Raw genomic sequence first — 15695 nt, 5'->3', positions numbered from 1 at the left:
TCATTTCTTCAAAAACCGTGTAATGGTCGTTCTTATGGTTATCAATAGTTTCTTCTTCTTTTTGAGAAATCCTGCACCTTTTTCAAAATAACGTCTAAAAGTTAGACGCATTTTCACAGGAAGAAGTTTCAAACATTGTTTCGCGATAAAACGGATCGGAAAACACAGAACCATGACTATTTTATATAGACACAGCAGGAGAAAACCTATCAGGCTGTATGTTTTCTTGAATAAAAATGCCGCCAGCCAGATGATCGCTCCGCATGTCCACACAATAGGACGAAATAACACGTGCTGAATGAGTTTTTTGAAGAATTGATAAACAGAAACAACAAGGTAAATGAAGAATTTCAGTATTTTTATATAGATTCGTTTGCAAAGGCTCTGATACGTCGCAACGCCCAGCAGAACCGCTAAAAAGATGTAAATCCTGAATTCTCCCTCATTTACATGAAGCAAGACATAAAAGAAAAGCAGCCCTTGCACAATCCAGAAAAGAATATCATGAATAAATAATAGCCATCTGGCTGTTTTGGCACGAATGACAAAGAGCCGGTATGTATCAAGCGAAGCACCAAGCCAGAGACCCATACCGGACATCGCCAGCATTGTATAGAATTGTGTCGTCAGCGTCATTTAAACAACTTGCTAAAAAACCCTTTAGCTTTATCCCCTTGTTGTTCATCTAAGTACACTAAATCAAATACCCTGCCTTTAATCGAAACAATCCCTTTTTCCACATCAAGATTTTTCATCTGCAGGTTTTGGCCTCTGACGGAGAGCATTCCCATCACCGTTTCCAGCAGGAATTCTTCGTTATCAAAACTCTCCACATGCTTAACCCCAGAAATATCTAAATGCTTCCGGCCTTTCATTGTCACATCATGCTGTTCCGGAACAGACGAAGAACCTTTTTGATCATAATATGAATTCATCTATTCAGCCCCCATATCCTCGATACTTTTAGCATTATTACTGCATTGTATGAGGAGGGGGATTTTTTTAGAACAAGCCTATTCGCCGAGTTTTTCTTCTTTTAGAATCGTGTACATGTTTGCAGCTTCTTCTTTTTTCGTCGTGTCTTTCAATTCATTAACTTGAACCGTTACAAGCTTTTGGCCGAAGCGGACCGTTAGTTCATCTCCCGGTTTTACGTCAGAGCTAGCTTTAGCTTGGTTTCCGTTAATAGAGATTCGTCCTTGGTCAGCTACTTCCTTCGCTAGTGTACGCCGTTTGATCAGCCGTGATACTTTCAAAAATTTATCTAATCTCATATCTATGATCTCCTCTCAGTTTCTTTTGCTTCATTCCACAGTTTGTCCATGTCCTCAAGGGACATATCAGCCAGCTCGACTCCCTCTTCCTTCGCTGTTTCCTCAATGTATGAGAACCGTCTCCGGAATTTGTCATTAGTCATGGCCAGCGCTTCCTCTGGCTCTATTTTGTAGAAGCGGGCTACATTCACCAGCGCGAATAAAATGTCGCCAAACTCAGCTTTAAGATTGTGTTCGTGAGGAGCTTCAGAAACCTCAGAAGAAAATTCCTTCATTTCCTCACTTACCTTTTCCCAAATATCGCTGACGTCTTCCCAGTCAAAACCGACCTTCGCTGCTTTTTTCTGCAATTTAGCAGCTTTCGAAAGAGCTGGAAGGGTTTTCGGTACGCTGTCTAGTAACGATGATTCAGATGTATTTTTTTCGGCCTTTTTTATATCTTCCCAATTGGCCAAAACATCGTTTTCATCCCGAACCTTAACATCTTTAAACACATGGGGATGTCTTCTGACCATTTTTTCACTGATTCCTTTTATGACATCATCAATTGTGAAATAACCTTCATCTTCACCAATTTGCGCGTGAAGCAAGACCTGAAGCAAAACGTCGCCAAGCTCTTCGATCATATGGTCTGTGTCTTCTTCGTCAATAGCTTCGAGAAGCTCATAACATTCTTCAATCATGTACTGCTTTAATGACTGATGCGTCTGCTTTTTATCCCACGGACATCCATTAGGTCCGCGAAGCTCTCTGATGATGCTTCGGAACGTGGAGAATTCGTGATAAAGCAGCTTCTCTTCTTTAATCGGCGGAATATACACACTTGTTAAGTTGTTCAAGGCGACATTGCGGTCCAGCTCAAATAATGGCACTGTCCTGATCTCCTCGCCACGGCTGCCTGCTGCAGTCACAATGACGACCTCATAATCATCAGGCAGCTTCTCCATCAATGTCAGCTTGACTTCAGAAGCCGTCATTTGGTCGTAAACCTGACATATGATCAGATGATGTCTGAGCTCAAGCTCATCCGCGGACAATGTGCCGGCATCCACAAATTGAAAACCTTCAATCGGGTCAATTTGCAAGGCATTGAATGTGGCATCAAGGAAACTTTGTCCCCCCGTGACTTTCACTTGAACGTTTTCCTTTTCCTGCCGCTCCGTCAGCAGCTGAACTGTTTTTTCTGCGACAAACGGATGTCCCGGCACAGCATAAACCACGTCCTCACGCCGCGCCGCTTCAAAGAGGGTATCTGCAATTTCTTCATATACCGCCTTGAACTGATCATGTTTCTCATATATATCATCAAAGAAACGGATGTTCTTCGTTTCTTTTTCAAGCTCCTCAATTAAAGGATGATCCTTGGTTCTGACATACAGCGTATCTGCCTTCGTCAGCAGCTTGTGTATACCAATTGTCAACTGGTCCATGTCTCCGGCACCAAGTCCCACGACTGTAATTTTACCCGCCATTTTGTTCTCTCCTTCTCATGAATTTGCTTAACTTGCTGCCGAATGGCACACTGTTCAGCTCTTCATCTGTAAATATTCCCAATCTCATCATACAATAAATAAACACCGCGCCACCAATGGCAACAGCAGAAAGACTCTCAATCACAGCCGCTCCTCTTCCTGTTGCAGGAAACAAGAAAGTCCAGAGACGCGTATACGCAAGCAAAACAGCTGACATCAAAAGAGCAGATCCAATAATCGGAATCAAAACGCCTCTAAGCTTATCGAGCCATTCCTTTTGCCGAAGCTGATACAAGTTAAGGCCGGCGACAGCCGCAAAGGAAGCAGCTGTCGCAAACGATGCGCCTTCAATCCCATAGCGCGGAACCAAAAGTGTGTTTAACACCCATTTCACCGCAACACCCGCGCCCACCGCTATCGCTGGAAAAACTGTGTACCCCGCTCCCTGTAAGACTGCCGCTGCCGTTACCGCCATAGATGCAAACAAAATGGAGCAGCTAAATACTTGTAACGCACCTGTCCCTTCTCCATTTTGAAACAGCATGATATTTACCGGCTTTAGAATGCAAATCAACCCAACCGATGCGCCTGTACCGAGCACAAGGCATAGTTTCAAAGATGACGTGATTTTTTCTTTCATGATCTTCAGCTCATTGTTTTTTACGGCCATAGAAATATACGGAACGAGTGACGTCGCAATGCTTACCGCGAAAATTGAACCGAGCTGCAGCAAGGGTTGTCCCCGATCATAGATCCCCTTTAGGCGTTTTGCTTCTTCGCTTGCCTCACCACCCGAAAGCAATGCATATAAATTCAAAGCATCAACAAGCTGGATAAACAAAAGCAGCAAACTGCTTACACAAATTGTAACCGAATATAAAAGCAGTTTTTTCGTCAATTCTTTTGTTGTGATGACATTTTCATTTTGCCTATCCGTTTGGTTGTCTCTATTCGTTTTAAACCAAAAAAATCCCAGTATCATCAATGCAACCAAACTTCCGGCAAGAGAGCCTGAAGCGGCTGCCGCTCCCGCGGTATAAAGCGAGGCTCCCTTTTTCACGAGCCAAAATGATAAACCCAAGAGCACTGCAACACGCAGAAACTGCTCTGTCATCTGTGATAAGGCTGAAGGGAGCATTTCGTGCCGCCCCTGAAAACCGCCTCTAAGCAACGCGACAAATGGGAAAAGCAGAAACGCATATGCGGCCACTTGAATTAACACGGCTAGATGCGAATCTCCCATAAAGAGTGCAATAGGAACAGCACCCAGATATAAACAAAGAAATAATAAAATACCGATTAAAGACAAAAACAACGCAGATATTTTTAATATGGTGTGATGATTTTTTTCACTATAATCATTCATCAGCTTTGAAATAATGACTGGAAATCCTGATGTGGACAGCATGACCGCAATACCAAGAAAGGGATATACCTGCTGATATATATAAAATCCAACATCGCCGACAATGTTTTGAAATGGGACTCTGTAAACAGCGCTTAAAATTTTTGTGATGACGCCTGCCAGAATTAAAACAAAAGCCCCCTGCCAAATCCAATGCCGTTTAACGCCTATTGAATCGTCCATCCAAAAGCTCCTTCCCAACGTCAGGGGCAATACAGTTCACGTATTACCGCGGCACAAATAAAAACGAGGTTATTATACCATATCCCAACCCTTGGATTCCTTTTTCGGCACGCATGAAAAAGAACAGCGTCCCAAGGAGAGCTGTTCTTTACATACCTATTTTCGAAGAAAGGAATAAGACCTACTGTTCCATTTGACGAGCCAAAAATCCAGCTGCTGTTTCAACGGCTTTATGCTCTACTTCACCCATTGTCTGATCTTTTGAAAAGATCACCACAGCACCTATCGGATCACCGTTCGCCACAATTGGGCCGACAGTATAAGAATTCATGTCCTCATCAATTCCATTCACAAGCTGTACTGATTTCGCATCACTCTCAAGCACGGAGCTGCGCTGATCCATTGTTCTTTCCAGCATTTCGCTGATTGACTTGTTTAAGTAATCTTTTTTGGAGCTGCCGGACACGGCAATATATACATCACGATCACAAATCAGCACTGAATGGCCGAGGCTGTCGTAAAGCGCGTCTGCATACTCCTTTGCAAAGTCTCCAAGCTCACTGATCGGAGAGTACTTTTTCAAAATCACTTCTCCATCACGATCTACAAAAATCTCAAGCGGATCGCCTTCCCTGATTCTCAGAGTTCTTCGAATTTCTTTAGGAATCACGACCCGACCTAAGTCATCAATACGACGTACGATACCGGTTGCTTTCATCTCTGGTGCCTCTCTTTCATTTGATGGTATATACATGTGGGAAAGACCTAAAGCAGTTACTTTATGTACCTTCCGCCTCGCTTGAAATTAGTATCCGTCACATCAAATGTAATATACACCAGAGAGTAACAAAATTTACGTTGATGAAATGGTTTGCTTTTTCACATCTTTTAAGCCCTTCAGCATGCCCAGCACGGTGTCGAGCCATTCATCGGCACTACGGCCTTTCGTCTGTATGGAGATTTTGAGTTTTTTCCCTTCCATTCCCAGTCCGATTTGTCTGCCATATTGATTGCCAAGCTCAAACAGCTTCTGTCCGTCAATTTCAGCACTTGCTTCTTCAGAAATCGTCAATCTGACAGCATCTTTATCCTGCTTAATCAGCTCGACACGTTCCTGTCTCGCATAGACCTTCATTTCTGCAACAGTAAACAAGTATTCGACTTCTTTTGGATAGTTTCCAAAGCGGTCGATCATTTCATCTTGAAGCTCATTCTTCTCTTCGATTGTCGCCACAGACCTGAAGCGTTTATACATATCAATTTTCTGTTTGCCGTCTTGAATATAAGTTTCCGGAATATACGCATCAAGCTCGACATCAATTTCTGTTTCAAACTGCTCTGTCTTCGCTGTGTCTCCTTTACGCTCCTCAATGGCCTCCTTCAGCATTTGTGAATAGAGGTCAAATCCGACCGAATCGATGAAGCCATGCTGCTGGGCACCAAGAAGATTCCCGGCTCCGCGAATCGTTAAGTCACGCATTGCGATTTTAAAACCGGAACCTAGCTCTGTGAATTCTTTAATAGCCTGCAGCCTTTTTTCAGCCACTTCTGTCAGCACTTTATCCCGGCGATACGTGAAGTACGCATACGCCACACGGTTAGAACGACCGACACGCCCCCGCAGCTGGTAAAGCTGAGAAAGTCCCATCTTGTCGGCGTCAAATACGATCAACGTATTGACGTTCGGGATGTCCACGCCAGTTTCGATAATGGTTGTGCTGACGAGAACGTCTGATTCTCCTTCAAGGAAACTTAGCATAACGGTTTCTAATTCATTTTCTGTCATTTTCCCATGCGCATATGCTACCTTCGCGTCAGGGACTAGCATTGAAATTTCATCCGCTTTCCGCTCAATGTCTTCTACCCGGTTGTACAAGAAATAGACCTGGCCTCCGCGTGCAAGCTCACGTTCAATCGCCTCTCTGACAAGAGCGCCGTTATATTCCACAACATACGTCTGTACGGGGAAGCGATTTTCCGGCGGAGTCTCGATGACTGAAAGATCCCTTACGCCAAGCATAGACATATGCAGCGTACGCGGAATCGGCGTTGCTGTTAACGTTAATACATCAACATTGGCTTTTATTTGCTTGATCTTTTCTTTATGGGTTACACCGAAACGCTGCTCTTCATCAATGATGAGGAGCCCTAAGTCTTTATACACGACATCCTTTGATAGCAGCCGATGCGTCCCGATGACGATATCAACCGTTCCGTTTTTCAGCCCTTTGATTGTTTCGTTTGCTTCTTTTCTCGTTCTGAACCTGCTGAGAAGGCCGATATTAATCGGATAGTCCTGGAAGCGCTCTTTTATGGTTTCATAGTGCTGCTGTGCCAAAATTGTTGTCGGAACGAGCAGAGCTACCTGCTTTCCGTCACCGATCGCCTTAAACGCGGCACGTATGGCAACCTCTGTTTTACCGTAGCCCACATCTCCGCACAGCAAGCGGTCCATCGGACGTTCTCTTTCCATGTCTTTTTTGATTTCGTGAATAGAACGGAGCTGATCCTCAGTCTCTTGATAAGGGAAAGCCGATTCGAATTCCCGCTGCATCTCATGGTCAGGAGAAAACGCATAGCCCTTGCTCGCTTCTCTTTCGGCATACAGCTTAATTAAGTCATCAGCAATATCCTGAACGGATGTTTCTACTTTTTTCTTGACCCGCTTCCATTCACTTCCGCCTAATTTATACAGCTTTGGCTCTTTTCCTTCGGAGCCGACATATTTTTGAACCTGATCAATTTGTTCTACAGGGACGTAAAGCTTGTCACTTCCCTGATAATGTATATTTAAATAGTCTTTATGAATGCCGTTGATTTCAAGAGTTTCGATCCCCAGGTATTTTCCGATCCCGTGATTAATATGAACGACATAATCTCCAATTTGAAGCTCAGAATAGCTTTTGATGCGCTCTGCATTGGTAAGCTTCTGTTTTCGCGGCTTCTTCTTTACACGGTTTTTGAACAGTTCTTCTTCCGTAATAACGGCAAGCTTCATTAACGGCAGCTCAAATCCCGATTGGAGCTCGCCTTCCATGATATAGACCTGTCCCTGAACAAGCGCTTTTTTGCTGTCTGTCACGGCGGCCTCGATATCATAATCAGCCAAAACAGATGACAATTTCTGTGTACGTTCCTTGTTTGCTCCTAAGAACACAACAGTGAAATTTGATTTTTTAAAACGCTCCATTTCGCCCGCAAGCACGTTCATTTGGCCATGGAAACTCTGCATTTGCCGACCTGACACATTGACGATATTTTGCGGGCTCGTATGGTGTACATGCCGTAAAAATAAAGAGTAGTACAGCAGAGGCCGTTTTTGCTCAGCCACTATTTTTTGGAAGCTGAATGACAAACGAATGTCATGCAAAATCTTCCCTTCCTCAAGAAGATTTGTTATAAACTCCGCTTCTTCTTTTTGAAGCTGTTCTTCCATCTCATGAATCCGACTGACTTCATCCAAAATCAGAAGTGTATTATCAGGTGTATAATCTAGTAAACTAGCAGGCTTTTCATAGAAATATGAGAGATACTTCACGAGCTCCTGGCCTGTCTGGCCTTCAGACAAGCGTTCTTTATCGTGAGAAATATTCGCATGAAGTATTTCTTTTTGTTTGTCAGCCTTTAATTTTTTCAAGCTCCCGGCAAGACCACTATCGATTTTCTCCATCGCCCGCGCTTTTTCTTCCGGTCTGATAATTAATTCCTTCGCGGGACCGATATTGATCGAGGTAAGGGTCTCAATTGACCGCTGATCATCTGAATTAAAGCTGCGGATTGAATCCACCTCGGTGTCAAAAAGTTCAATTCTCACCGGATTCTCTGAAGTCAACGGATAAATGTCAATGATTCCACCGCGAATACTGAATTCCCCGGGCGCAGAAACCATATCAGACCGCTCATACCCTACCTCTACCAGCCGTGAGGCAAGCTGGTCAGGTTCGATATCATGGCCTACTTGAATGAGCATCTGGCTGCTTTTCCACACCTCTACAGGCGGCAGCATTCTTCTGATTGCAGCTACCGGAGCAACGACAATTGGCGCTTCTCCATTCGTTAGTCTATTAATGACATCTAATCGCTGCGCCCGCAATTCAGGGCTTGCAACTGCGATTTCTGATGAAATGAGTTCATTGACGGGGTACAAAAGGACAGACCGATCCTCTAGAAGTGAAGTCAGATCATCTGTTACTTTCTGGGCTTGATATAAGTTATGGGTGATTAGAAAGATAGGCTTATTCGTTTCATTAGCCAGAGCAGAAGTAAAAACAGAACGCGCGGAACCCGACAGACCCGCGAGCAGCTGTTCCTTCAGGCCCTCGTGTAAACCGTTGATGATGGATTTAAAGTCATCGCTTTCTTTTATAAAGGTTTGAATGTTGTCCATATGGCCCCTCCTCTCTGTTTCCTGTGAGAACAGAAAAACGCTTTGGTCTAGTGACTACACCAAAGCTTTTTATTGAATAAATGTGTGATATTCGTGGTAATGCGGATTTCGGTCAAGCGCCTCTTGGCAGTCTTCACATATCGTCAAAACATGGACGTCTCCATTTTCTTTATAAGAAATCATATCGTTTCTTTCCTCATTTGTTAAGTGCTGAAATCCAAGTGAGTCTGTCGATACCATTGAAGATTCGAGACTGCCTACTTTCACTCCGCAATGACGACAATAATAATGCAAAGCCATACAAGGGACCTCCTGATGAAAAAGTCATTTTGGTGTAGTATGGACTTTGTTGTTACATTTTATACCTTTGCGTTAAATTCGTTCATGACTTCTAAAAACGGTTTACTCAAAGAAGCCTCACAAGCCTTCACAGATTTATCAACCGCTTCTTCGATCTCAGGTGCCTCCTCCTTGGTAAAGGAGCCTAACACATAATCAACGACCTTCATGCCGTTTACAGGCCGGCCGATTCCGATGCGGATACGGTCAAACTCGGATGTTCCAAGATGCTGGATCAGTGATTTAATGCCATTGTGCCCTCCGGCGCTTCCTTTCGTTCTTAAACGGATCTTGCCAGTCGGAAGGTCAAGGTCGTCGTAAATGACTGTCAAATCTTCATTATCGACATCATAGTAGTCCATTAAAGGCCGCAAACATTCTCCTGATAAATTCATATATGTAAGCGGTTTAACAAGTAGAACCTTTTTGCCGGAAACAAATCCGATTCCGTATAATCCGTTAAATTTATTTTGATTCAGCTCTATATTCCATTCCTTTGCAAGCTGATCTATCACCATAAATCCGACATTATGCCGTGTATTTTCATAGTTCTTTCCCGGGTTTCCGAGACCGGCAATCACAAGCATGGCGAATCCTCCCTTAGTCACATAACTCCCGTCTTCATAAACGGGCTATAATTCTTCTCATTCTAGCACAAAAGACGTAACCGCGGGAGGGTTACGCCTTAAGCTATTATTGTTCGTTTTCACCTTCTGGCTGAGCATCGGCAGATTCCTCTTCATCGACCTCAGCTGCTTCCTGCTGCTGCGGAGGAAGGATTGAAGCCACAACCTCATCTGACTCATGATTAAAGGAGTAGTCACCGCCAGCAGGCAAATCCGCAATCGTCAGTACTTCATTTACATCGAGGCTTGAAATATCGGCCTCGATCGTTTGCGGAATGGCTTTTGGCTTGGCCTTTACAGTAAGTGCATATAACGGCTGCTGCAGTACGCCTCCGTTTTTCACTCCAATGGCTTCTCCGGTCAGATGAATCGGAACTTCCACTTCAATGTCCTCACTCATATTAACTACTTGAAAATCAGCATGAGTGATTTCATTTTTCAACGGGTCCGTCTGCAGGTCTGTTACCATGACTGAGTGTTTTTCTCCGCTGACCTCAAGCGTAATGACTGCATTTTTGCCTTCGTCCCTCAGCGTTTTGATGAGCTCCACACTGTCTAATGACACAGGTTTGTTGCCCGTATCCTTCCCATATATGATACCTGGAACATGTCCTGAAGTACGGATATTCCGAAGAGACGAACGAGTAAAGTCCGTTCTTTCTTTTGCCGTTAAAGTTGCCATATTCAGCACCATCCTATTGTCGTTTTAGTTGTCCTATTACAAACAATACCCATAACGATAAGGATTTAAACCTCGAAAAATGGTTTAGCTGAACAGATAGCTGACTGATTGCTGCTCATGAACGCGAATAATCGCTTCGGCCAGAAGCGGTCCGACTGAAAGCTGCTTAAAGCGTTCAATTTTCTTTTCTTCAGGAAGCTTGATGCTGTTTGTCACAACAAGCTCTTTAATTGTTGAATTATTAATCCGTTCAACCGCAGGGCCTGATAGTACAGGGTGTGTACAGCATGCATATACTTCTTTCGCTCCGTTTTCAACGAGCGCATTAGCAGCAAGTGTAATCGTACCTGCAGTATCAATAATGTCATCGATGAGGATAGCAGTCTTCCCTTCAATGTTACCTACAATATTCATGACTTCCGCCACGTTTGGACGCGGACGGCGTTTATCGATAATCGCAATTGGCGCTTTTAGTCGGTCAGCCAGTTTGCGGGCACGTGTCACACCGCCATGGTCTGGTGAAACAATGACGATATCTTCAAGATTTTTGCCTTCAAAATATTCTCCTAAAATCGGAACACCCATTAAGTGGTCAATCGGTATATCAAAGAATCCTTGAATTTGCGGCGCATGCAGGTCAAGTGCAATCACACGAGTCGCACCGGCTGTTTCAAGCAGGTTAGCGAAAAGTTTAGCTGTGATTGGCTCACGGGATCTTGCTTTTCTGTCTTGACGCGCATAACCGTAATAAGGAATAACAATGTTAATCGTTTTTGCAGAAGCGCGTTTTAACGCATCTACCATAATCAGCAGTTCCATAATATGCTCGTTAACGGGGTCACTTGTAGACTGGATGATGTAACAATCACATCCGCGAATACTTTCTTCGATATTAATTTGGACTTCCCCGTCACTAAATCTTGTGACAGAACATTTCCCTAATTGAACTCCAACTATATCTGCGATTTCTTTTGCAAGCTCTGGATTCGAATTCAAAGAAAAAATCTTTAAATTCTTATCTCCGTATTGATTAGACATGGATAAACCTCCGAATTTAGGATTATTTTTTATGAATATTTTTCACATAATCGTCTTTATTTACTTGTCTCGCTCTGGCAATAGCAAGTGCTTTTCCAGGTACATCTTCCGTAACAGTTGAACCTGCCGCCACATAAGCGCCTTCTCCGACTGTGACAGGGGCAACCAAGTTGGAATTGCAGCCGATAAACGCGCCATCTTCAATTTTTGTCAAATACTTATTCTTTCCATCATAATTGACAGTAATTGAACCGCAGCCCAGGTTTACATCAGTGCCTACCTCAGCATCGCCGACATAGCTTAGATGAGATGCCTTGCTTCGGTCTCCGAATTGAGTCTTTTTAATTTCTACAAAATTCCCGATCTTCACTTCATTCCCGATGACAGAATCAGGTCTGATGTGAGCAAAAGGTCCTATGTTTACATCATTCCCCACTTTACTGTGATTGACTACCGATTGTTTAATAACCGTACGGCTGCCAATGGCACTATTCATAATCTCCGTATGAGGGCCAATAATCGTATCTTCTCCGATTTGCACCTCACCTTTAATTACAGTTCCAGGGTAAATCACAGTATCGCTTCCGATAACAGCGTCAGGAGAAATATACGTATTCATCGGGTCGATCAACGTCACGCCATTTTGCATATGCCGTTTATTAATGCGCTCTTTCATAAATTGTTCTGCCTGAGAAAGAGCAACTCTATCATTAACTCCGAGCGTTTCTTGGAAATTACCAGTCTGGTAAGCGGCAACAGTTTCGCCTTCATTTTTAAGAATCTCTATGACATCCGGCAAATAATACTCGCCTTGGGCATTATCATTAGACACCTGATCAATAGCCCGAAATAGCGCTTCATTGTCAAAACAATACGTACCGGTGTTGATCTCAGTTACAAGACGTTCTTCTTCAGAGGCGTCCTTATGCTCAACGATTTTTTGAACCGCTCCGTTTTCGCTGCGAATAATGCGGCCGTATCCGGTTGGATCTTCTGCAACCGCAGTTAAAATCGTAGCTTTCGCTTCTCTTTGTGTATGTTCTTTCAGCATCTGTTCCATCGTCTCTGCTGTCAAAAGCGGCGTATCTCCGCAAATGACAATTGTGACGCCTTTTTCGTCAGCAAGAAATGGCTGTGCCTGTTTTACAGCATGAGCAGTGCCAAGCTGTTCTGCTTGAAGCGCGTACTCGCTTTTATCACCAAGCTGCTTTTTCACTTCTTCCGCACCATGTCCGACAATCGTGACAAGCTTCGATAAAGATAATTTTAAGGCTTCGTCCACGACGTGCTCTACCATAGGCTTACCGCAAACTGGATGAAGGACTTTATAAAGCTTCGATTTCATTCTCGTTCCTTGTCCAGCCGCTAAAACAACTGCAAACCGCTTATCCATTTATTGGCCTCCAATATCCCTTTTATCCATAGAAAAATATATCCTAAATATCTTCTGATTTCAAGGAGACTTCATGAAGTGCAAGAATTTTCTATTGAGTGCAACTAAGTTTGAAAAATCAGAATTAAAAAAGGACCGCCGGCAAAAGGCTTATGTCAGCCCTTTCAGCAGTCCTTGCTTTTTGGTTATTTTTTAAGAAGCTCCAGCTTCTTCGAATTCTAATGCTTCAGTGTCACCCAGACGATGATACTCATTTAACACGGCATCTTGAATCTTTCCTCGCGTGCTTGAATTAATAGGATGAGCAATATCGCGGAACTCTCCATCAGGGGTGCGTTTACTCGGCATCGCAACGAAAAGACCATTGTTTCCATCAATCACACGAATATCATGTACAACAAATTCGTGATCCAGCGTGATGGATGCAATCGCTCTCATGCGACCATCGGTATTCACGCGGCGTAATCTTACGTCAGTAACTTCCACAGTAGTTCACCACCTTTTCCCTATATAAAAGCATTAGTGTATCAATTCCACGATTTTTTCTGAAATCCTGCTCGTTTTTAAAATATTTTTTGAAAAAATAGGATATAGTTACACAATTAGGTCATAAAGCTTTCATTTCGGGCATAAGGTAAATAAAAAAGTGATCCCGGGCTCTCCCAGAATCACTTTTCTTATTATTTCACCAGTGCAATAACTTCAATCTCGACTAACGCATCCTTCGGTAGTCTCGCGACTTCAACACAAGATCTCGCTGGTTTGTGAGTGTCAAAGTATTGTCCGTACACTTCGTTTACTTCCGCAAACTGTTCCATATCCGCGATAAATACAGTTGCTTTGACAACTGTTTCAAAAGAAGCACCCGCTTCTTCCAGAACCGCCTTTAAATTGCTGAATACTTGATGAGTCTGCTCCTTAATATCGCCGTTCACCATTTCGCCTGAAGGAGTCAAAGGGATTTGGCCTGAGCTGTAAAACATATTGTTGACGATAATCCCTTGTGAATAAGGCCCGATTGCCGCTGGGGCATGTTTTGTGTGGACTGCTTTTGTCATGATTCTGTCTCTCCATTCTTTAAAAGATTGTCTTTAAAAAAACGCAGAAAATTGCCATTCTGAATTTCAATGGACTTCTCTTTCATGTTGATGGTTGAAAGAGTAAGAAGTGACATATATTCATCAACAAGACGTTCATCTACTCCTTCGGCTTCAACTAAGACGCCGATTCCCGCCACATTTGCGTTAAACTCATCCAACAGGTTAATCATACCATTAATTGTGCCGCCTGCTTTCATAAAGTCATCAATAATGAGTACGTTTGAACCCGTTTTCATGCTTCTTTTCGCAAGTGACATTGTTTGAATGCGGTTTGAGGAGCCTGAAACGTAATTAATGCTGACTGTGGAGCCCTCTGTTACCTTATTGTCTTTACGAACGATCACAACAGGCACATTCAAATAGCTTGCAGCTGCGTACGCAAGAGGGATGCCTTTCGTGGCAACGGTCATGACAACATCAATTTCGCGCTCTGCAAACACGGAAGCAAACAGCTTCCCTACCTTGGAGAGTACAGATGGCTTTCCTAAGATATCCGTTAAATATACATAACCGCCCGGAAGGATACGCTCAGGATTTGCCAGCGACTGTCCAAGTGTCTGCACAAACTCTTCAGCTTCAGCCTGCTTCATTTTCGGAATATATTTAACGCCTCCGGCAGCTCCAGGAACAGTAAGCAAAGTACCAATCCCCTGCTGTTCAAAGGTTTGTTTAATAATTGTTAAATCTTCACTGATCGATGATTTTGCAGATTCATACCGCTCAGAGAAAAAGGTTAGCGGTATTAACTCGTGCGGATGGGTTAACAAATAATTTGTTAAGTCCACCAATCTGCCGCTGCGACGAAACTTCATGAACTTACCCCCAAAATCCGAATATTTTAAGATCAATATAACTTAACATACGGATTTAATCAAGAGCGTTCTGTTCGCCGATCATTCTCACCGCATAAACTTGATCGCAGAAGCCTCTTAACCCGTTATAAATTCTCTGCACCTTCGACTCATACTGAACCAGTCCAAACACTGTCGGGCCGCTCCCGCTCATTAACACGGCATCTGCACCAAAGCGTTTCATCTGGTTTTTGATCATCGCAACTTCAGGATGCATATCGAGTGTAACAGATTCAAGCACATTGCCTAAACGGCTGCACATCTTCTGAAAACTCTTTTCTTCTATCGCCTCGATCATGCCTTGTACATCAGGATGCTCTATACCATCCAGTTTCAGCGCTCTGTACACTTCAGCAGTTGAAACACCGATTGTCGGCTTCGCTAAAATGACCCAGCAGTGCGGAGGCGTGCTGATATGTTTAATTTTCTCGCCGCGCCCTGTTGCTAGTGCAGTTCCGCCATAGACACAAAATGAAACGTCAGAGCCAATTTCCGCTCCAAGCTCAGCAAGCGTTTCCGCAGACAGATTTAAATTCCACAGTCTGTTCAGCCCTCTGAGCGTCGCCGCCGCATCACTGCTTCCGCCGGCAAGACCGGCAGCCACCGGAATTACCTTCGTAATCATGATGGAAACTCCCTTTTTTACGTTGTATCTGTCCTTGATCAGCTTGGCAGCCTGATAAGCTAAGTTTCTTTGGTCATCAGGCACAAATCGGTTGTGGGAGGAAACCCTCACTTCATCCTCTGCAAGCTCCGTCAATTCAATTCGATCAGCTAAATCAATTGTCGTCATGATCATTTCGACTTCATGATAGCCATCCGGGCGTTTTCGGGTGACGTCAAGTGACAGATTGATCTTAGCTGGCGCTTTTTCTAAAATACGCATAGCTTTCACCTACTTCTCCATCTAAACATAAGTATGAACATTGTATCACATTTGAAGTA

Annotated in this window: 16 protein-coding genes; all 16 read right to left on the bottom strand. The window is 43.5% G+C overall.

The genetic code is table 11. From position 1 onward, the window contains the following. The gene (gene yabQ, locus CW370_RS20580) at window positions 1-636 is read right to left on the bottom strand and encodes a spore cortex biosynthesis protein YabQ (RefSeq protein WP_021479720.1); all 636 of its coding nucleotides are present in this window, start codon (window positions 634-636) and stop codon (window positions 1-3) included. After that, window positions 633-935, bottom strand: a complete 303-nt coding sequence (gene yabP, locus CW370_RS20575; RefSeq protein WP_003226714.1) for a sporulation protein YabP — start codon at window positions 933-935, stop codon at window positions 633-635. The genes yabQ and yabP overlap by 4 nt, the downstream gene beginning before the upstream one ends. A gap of 78 nt (window positions 936-1013) precedes the next feature. Continuing rightward, on the bottom strand, window positions 1014-1274 hold the full coding sequence (locus CW370_RS20570; protein WP_003226716.1) for an RNA-binding S4 domain-containing protein: 261 nt from the start codon (window positions 1272-1274) through the stop codon (window positions 1014-1016). 2 nt (window positions 1275-1276) lie between these two features. Continuing rightward, window positions 1277-2746, bottom strand: a complete 1470-nt coding sequence (gene mazG, locus CW370_RS20565; protein ID WP_024571357.1) for a nucleoside triphosphate pyrophosphohydrolase — start codon at window positions 2744-2746, stop codon at window positions 1277-1279. Next, the gene (locus CW370_RS20560) at window positions 2736-4334 is read right to left on the bottom strand and encodes a putative polysaccharide biosynthesis protein (protein WP_024571358.1); all 1599 of its coding nucleotides are present in this window, start codon (window positions 4332-4334) and stop codon (window positions 2736-2738) included. Before CW370_RS20560 ends, mazG begins: the two co-directional genes overlap by 11 nt. A 181-nt stretch (window positions 4335-4515) precedes the next feature. Continuing rightward, window positions 4516-5052: a stage V sporulation protein T gene (gene spoVT / locus CW370_RS20555; RefSeq protein WP_003218365.1), complete on the bottom strand. Its 537-nt coding sequence runs from the start codon at window positions 5050-5052 to the stop codon at window positions 4516-4518. A 135-nt stretch (window positions 5053-5187) separates the two neighbouring features. Beyond that, window positions 5188-8721 (bottom strand): transcription-repair coupling factor, encoded by a 3534-nt coding sequence (gene mfd / locus CW370_RS20550; protein WP_024571359.1) that lies wholly within the window; start codon window positions 8719-8721, stop codon window positions 5188-5190. 69 nt (window positions 8722-8790) lie between these two features. Then, a complete protein-coding gene (gene fin, locus CW370_RS20545; protein WP_003243417.1) occupies window positions 8791-9021 on the bottom strand; it encodes an anti-sigma-F factor Fin in 231 nt (76 codons plus the stop codon). 59 nt (window positions 9022-9080) lie between these two features. Beyond that, entirely contained in the window at window positions 9081-9647 is a 567-nt protein-coding gene (gene pth / locus CW370_RS20540; protein ID WP_024571360.1) for an aminoacyl-tRNA hydrolase, read from the bottom strand. Between the two features lie 106 nt (window positions 9648-9753). Continuing rightward, window positions 9754-10368 (bottom strand): 50S ribosomal protein L25/general stress protein Ctc, encoded by a 615-nt coding sequence (locus tag CW370_RS20535; protein ID WP_003243443.1) that lies wholly within the window; start codon window positions 10366-10368, stop codon window positions 9754-9756. 84 nt (window positions 10369-10452) lie between these two features. After that, a complete protein-coding gene (locus CW370_RS20530) occupies window positions 10453-11406 on the bottom strand; it encodes a ribose-phosphate diphosphokinase (protein ID WP_003218353.1) in 954 nt (317 codons plus the stop codon). Window positions 11407-11428: 22 nt separating this feature from the next. Beyond that, window positions 11429-12799 (bottom strand): bifunctional UDP-N-acetylglucosamine diphosphorylase/glucosamine-1-phosphate N-acetyltransferase GlmU, encoded by a 1371-nt coding sequence (gene glmU / locus CW370_RS20525; protein ID WP_015382564.1) that lies wholly within the window; start codon window positions 12797-12799, stop codon window positions 11429-11431. Between the two features lie 192 nt (window positions 12800-12991). Next, window positions 12992-13285, bottom strand: a complete 294-nt coding sequence (gene spoVG / locus CW370_RS20520; RefSeq protein WP_003218346.1) for a septation regulator SpoVG — start codon at window positions 13283-13285, stop codon at window positions 12992-12994. A gap of 194 nt (window positions 13286-13479) precedes the next feature. Continuing rightward, the gene (gene ridA, locus CW370_RS20515; protein WP_003226738.1) at window positions 13480-13857 is read right to left on the bottom strand and encodes a 2-iminobutanoate/2-iminopropanoate deaminase; all 378 of its coding nucleotides are present in this window, start codon (window positions 13855-13857) and stop codon (window positions 13480-13482) included. After that, window positions 13854-14711: a pur operon repressor gene (gene purR / locus CW370_RS20510; protein ID WP_003218342.1), complete on the bottom strand. Its 858-nt coding sequence runs from the start codon at window positions 14709-14711 to the stop codon at window positions 13854-13856. Before purR ends, ridA begins: the two co-directional genes overlap by 4 nt. Window positions 14712-14766: 55 nt before the next feature. Continuing rightward, a complete protein-coding gene (ispE, locus tag CW370_RS20505; RefSeq protein ID WP_003226742.1) occupies window positions 14767-15636 on the bottom strand; it encodes a 4-(cytidine 5'-diphospho)-2-C-methyl-D-erythritol kinase in 870 nt (289 codons plus the stop codon). Between the last annotated feature and the right edge of the window lie 59 nt (window positions 15637-15695).

Origin of the sequence: Bacillus sp. SN32 (genome assembly GCF_002837495.1) — a bacterium.
In the GTDB taxonomy this organism is placed as follows: Bacteria; Bacillota; Bacilli; order Bacillales; family Bacillaceae; genus Bacillus; species Bacillus subtilis.
This window is presented reverse-complemented; position numbering and strand designations above follow the sequence as displayed.

Bases quoted from the DNA above. Each gene is read 5' to 3' on its own strand.
- ridA (WP_003226738.1), bottom strand. From the start codon at position 13,857: ATGACAAAAGCAGTCCACACAAAACATGCCCCAGCGGCAATCGGGCCT.
- CW370_RS20535 (WP_003243443.1), bottom strand. From the start codon at position 10,368: ATGGCAACTTTAACGGCAAAAGAAAGAACGGACTTTACTCGTTCGTCT.
- mfd (WP_024571359.1), bottom strand. From the start codon at position 8,721: ATGGACAACATTCAAACCTTTATAAAAGAAAGCGATGACTTTAAATCC.
- pth (WP_024571360.1), bottom strand. From the start codon at position 9,647: ATGCTTGTGATTGCCGGTCTCGGAAACCCGGGAAAGAACTATGAAAAT.
- yabQ (WP_021479720.1), bottom strand. From the start codon at position 636: ATGACGCTGACGACACAATTCTATACAATGCTGGCGATGTCCGGTATG.
- CW370_RS20530 (WP_003218353.1), bottom strand. From the start codon at position 11,406: ATGTCTAATCAATACGGAGATAAGAATTTAAAGATTTTTTCTTTGAAT.
- mazG (WP_024571357.1), bottom strand. From the start codon at position 2,746: ATGGCGGGTAAAATTACAGTCGTGGGACTTGGTGCCGGAGACATGGAC.
- fin (WP_003243417.1), bottom strand. From the start codon at position 9,021: ATGGCTTTGCATTATTATTGTCGTCATTGCGGAGTGAAAGTAGGCAGT.
- spoVT (WP_003218365.1), bottom strand. From the start codon at position 5,052: ATGAAAGCAACCGGTATCGTACGTCGTATTGATGACTTAGGTCGGGTC.
- ispE (WP_003226742.1), bottom strand. From the start codon at position 15,636: ATGCGTATTTTAGAAAAAGCGCCAGCTAAGATCAATCTGTCACTTGAC.
- CW370_RS20560 (WP_024571358.1), bottom strand. From the start codon at position 4,334: ATGGACGATTCAATAGGCGTTAAACGGCATTGGATTTGGCAGGGGGCT.
- glmU (WP_015382564.1), bottom strand. From the start codon at position 12,799: ATGGATAAGCGGTTTGCAGTTGTTTTAGCGGCTGGACAAGGAACGAGA.
- purR (WP_003218342.1), bottom strand. From the start codon at position 14,711: ATGAAGTTTCGTCGCAGCGGCAGATTGGTGGACTTAACAAATTATTTG.
- yabP (WP_003226714.1), bottom strand. From the start codon at position 935: ATGAATTCATATTATGATCAAAAAGGTTCTTCGTCTGTTCCGGAACAG.
- CW370_RS20570 (WP_003226716.1), bottom strand. From the start codon at position 1,274: ATGAGATTAGATAAATTTTTGAAAGTATCACGGCTGATCAAACGGCGT.